Origin of the sequence: Waltera acetigignens, from assembly GCF_025567015.1 — a bacterium.
Lineage (GTDB): Bacteria > Bacillota > Clostridia > Lachnospirales > Lachnospiraceae > Acetatifactor > Acetatifactor acetigignens.
The window spans coordinates 106,864-110,885 of sequence record NZ_JAOQJO010000016.1 but is presented as its reverse complement, the minus strand read 5'-3'; the positions used below and the strand labels follow the sequence as shown (position 1 = coordinate 110,885).

Sequence of the window (4,022 nt, the reverse complement as noted above, 5' to 3'; positions counted from 1 at the left end):
GAGGTACTGGTCGAGCAGAACATCAATGGTAAGACGGATACCTCTTATATCTACGGAGCGGAGATAAACGGCGGATTCGACCGGATCTCCCTTGACCGCTTCGATGGCAGCACCGGCTACTACCTCTACGATGCCAGAGGAAGTGTCTCCGGCATCACCAATGAAGAGGGACAGGTCTATCAGTCCTACCGTTACAGCGTCACCGGAGAGATCACCTTTGGTGCTCCGCAGTATGAGAACGAATACACCTACAACGGAGAATCCTACAATCCGAATATCGAGAGCCAGTATCTGAGGGCAAGGTACTACTGCGTGGTAACGGCGACCTTCCTCACCGAAGACAGTTACCTCGGCAGCCTGACAGAACCGCTGACGCTTAACCGGTATAATTACTGCGTGAGCAGCTATCTGAATTATACGGATCCGAGCGGAAACAAGGCTATTGTAGAGAAAATTGTAGGTTTTTTGGAGGCAATTAGAGATTTGTTTAAGACGGAGGAATATATTCCTATTCCTACTGTTGAAGGAACTCCTATAGTTACGCCTGCGCCGATACAAAATGACTCGGAAGATGACAGCTATATTCAAACGCAGGAGAATGAGGCGCTAGGGAAATCTAATATTGAGGATTGCATTCTGTTAAATGAAGCACAGTGTAAGGTGGAGAATTATGATATTTCCTATGTGATGGAGTTATTAATGAGATTTGAAGAATTTAGAGCAACCCCTTACTATGCTACAGCGGCTGAGAAAAAAGACAAAAGCTATACCATTGGATATGGACATCGAGTAGAAAAAGGGATGGATCCCATTTATACAATGACAGAAGAAGAGGCAAGAAAGCAATTGGAGGAGGATATCAGGAAGCACTTTCCAACTGAAATTGTTAATGTGATTCTTGAAAATCATGGTACGCTAACGCAGAATCAATTAGATGCGTTGGTTGCACTTGGATTTAATAATACAGCATTTACGATTAGTAAATCTCCTAAATTTATGGAAGTGTTGAAAGAAAAGGATTATTTTGACGAAGAAATACGGAGGAAAATTGCATCACAATTTATGACATATTCATTGCAAAATGATAAAAGACTTGAAGGATTGGTAAAAAGAAGTGCAGCAGAAGCAATAGTGTTTTTAGAAAATAATTATCTTACCGAATATGATGATTTATATAGTGATCCTGATGTTATAGAAATATATAGGAACTTCTTAATAAAATATGAGGTTGATAATTTGGAAGAATATTTGGAATATCTGGAATAACTATTGTAACTGTAACGGAAATTTATTATTTTCTATGCATATAAAATTTGAGGTGCAAAGTGAAAAAAAGGGTAATAAGTATAGTAATATTTATAGTTACGTTACTGCTCATATTAGGAAAAATAATTGGTTACACAAAGAAAGAAACAGTAGCAGCTTATGAGGGAAAATGGAAAGTCACGCACCAGCTCACGACGTATTTCAGAGCAACCAGTTATTTTTTCCCACATCACTATTTGGGTAGAACTATTATTATCGGTCAAAATTCAATGGAAAGGAGTATTGGTCAATGGCCTGAGCCATTAGGATGGATAAAATATGAATTTGATGATTCGGAGGTGGTTTCTTATTCTGCTGAGGATGAATGGTTTACAAACAGGATCTTTTGGAGAATTGATGAGTTTGCTGACATGGAACAGGCGAGATACCTAAGATATTGGGATAAAATGTATGACGGAAGCTATTACTGCGTAGATTACTTTGTTATTCTGGATGAGACGCATTTAGCCTATGGATATATTGGAGGATATTATTTGCTGGAACCGTTTCAATATTGTGATCCAATGGTAAGTGAAAAAGATTTGAATGGAACATGGAAAATTGCATATCTGGACAGCTATGAGAACTCCTACGAAGGAAGCTATGAAGAAATAGAAAAGGAGGCGCCGAGAAGTTCATTAAAGGGCACAGATTTTAACGTAGAAGACTGGCTGGGAAAAAGTGTGACTGTTTCAGAAAATGAAGTTAGAATATCTGAGATCGGTTACCAGACGGCAGGGGTGGAATCCGGAAAGATACGGCGGGAAGATTTTGAACAGGAAATGGATATTCACGATGGCCTGAGCATATATGATGACGAGATTCTGGTATGCAATATAAAATGTCAGAATGGAGAGGACATTATCTGTGTGCCGGTGAACGAGAATCAGATGATTATGCGCATTGAAGAAGGATGGTTTATGTTGGAAAAGGAGTGACCGCTTGACAGAGACATGGCTAAGGAGAGCCATTAAAGATAATGAGTTTTGTACAATATTTGGATATAAACTTTAAGTCAATGTACATAGAAATTATTGAAAGAATCGGCGGACAATAAAATGTCAGCTGATTCTTTTTATTCGGAAAATGATGCAACTATGATGTAATATTGTGTTATTTTGATAATGAAACTCAATACAATAACCGAAAATATATACGTGGGATAAGGTAGGAAAAAATTCCTCAGGCAATAAAAATGGTGAATACACAATAGTTGGAGTAGTGAAATGAAATATTGAGGGGAAAGCAGTATATGCGAAAACTATTATTAATCATTCAAGAATTAATTATTGTGAATTGCATATTGGTAATGATTGCTTTTTTGAGTATTACTGTACAGGCAAAAGGGCGTGCGTTGGACGAACCTATGGCGAAGGAAATCACGGGGATAGGAAATTATGGAATTGAAAATCCATCAAAACCTATAATCGATGAAGCATGGCAGGGGAATTATGTGTATTTTGGAGAGTATGATATGGACAATGACGGGAAGAAAGAGCCTGTGAAATATCGTGTGCTCTCCAAATGCACTACAGATTTTAGCGGAAATGACAGTACGGTAAAGACGATGCTACTGGACTGCGATAACGTCTTTCTGCCAGACGGTGACAAGGGAATGATATTCCATGAATTGAATTATGCCGTGGATGACAGCAAATGGAATAATAGTATTTTGCGGGAATATTTGAACAATGATTTTCTGACATCATCTTTTTCATTACAGGAGCAGGCTGCTATTGCAAACAGCGTAAAAGAAAATGTAGCAGAAAGTGATGGGGATGCCTGCGACTTTCAACCTCAGAGATGGACAGCACTTTCGGGAGATAAAATATTTTTGCTGGATGCAAGAGAAGTCCGAAACGAAAGTTATGGATATAGTAATGAGCAGTGGGGGGCAGACAACCGGGGAAAAATTTGCATACAAAAACCAACCATGTGGGAATGGTGGCTGCGTTCCGAAGAAGAATATCCTACGTTACCGGAAAATGAAGGTATGGGTGCAGGTGTTATAGCAAGTAAGGCAGTAGGTTGTCTCTTTGTTAATGAATACTGTGGAGTAAGTCCTGTACTAAATGTCAGACTGTCGGATATTCTTATGGTTTCTATTGTGGAAGGAACTGCCGGGCAGACAGGGGCTGCATATAAACTGACATTGATCGATCCGGCTATGAAAATCCGGCCGGAGCAAAGTACAAATGCACAGTCAGAAGAGCAGGTGACAGTACCCTATGCTTGTCCGAACGATGCGTACTGGTCACTCGGTCAGTTGGTGCACCGCAGGGACAATATCATGAAGCAAAGGACGAGATCAGTAAGTTTACAAATTGACTATGAGGAGTATGTTAAAGCTGATACTGCCAATAAAAAAAGACTAATTATAGATAATATATTAGAATCTGTAAAATCTGTTTCGAAAAAGGAAAAAATTAATTATAGTTTATTTGAAGAGGATGTACGAGAGTTTTGTGATAATAATAACATTATAATTTAAATGGTATGACTTTTGACGATTTCAAACGCTTTCCAATGGAAGCCGCTGTGAGGGGACGGGAAGTCCCAAGAAAAATTTTGCTTAATTATGCACCCACATAAGGATATACAATTTATGGATAACACAGAATTTAAAAAGATAGTAAAAGTATGCAAAACAGTAAAATTTATGGTTGTTTAATAAAACAAGAGCATATTATTTCGGTGCCCCGAATGCTGTATTTCAG

The 4,022-nt window shown here is 38.6% G+C and carries 3 protein-coding genes; all 3 read left to right on the top strand.

The features are described from left to right. On the top strand, positions 1 to 1,266 hold a 1,266-nt coding region (locus tag OCV96_RS14885), incomplete at its 5' end, for a glycoside hydrolase family protein (protein ID WP_317239302.1). A 59-nt stretch (positions 1,267 to 1,325) separates the two neighbouring features. Beyond that, a complete protein-coding gene (locus OCV96_RS14880) occupies positions 1,326 to 2,243 on the top strand; it encodes a hypothetical protein (RefSeq protein WP_262594805.1) in 918 nt (305 codons plus the stop codon). Between the two features lie 314 nt (positions 2,244 to 2,557). Then, on the top strand, positions 2,558 to 3,796 hold the full coding sequence (locus OCV96_RS14875; RefSeq protein WP_262594804.1) for a DUF6273 domain-containing protein: 1,239 nt from the start codon (positions 2,558 to 2,560) through the stop codon (positions 3,794 to 3,796). The last annotated feature ends 226 nt before the right edge of the window (positions 3,797 to 4,022 follow it).

Bases quoted from the DNA above. Each gene is read 5' to 3' on its own strand.
- OCV96_RS14875 (WP_262594804.1), top strand. From the start codon at position 2,558: ATGCGAAAACTATTATTAATCATTCAAGAATTAATTATTGTGAATTGC.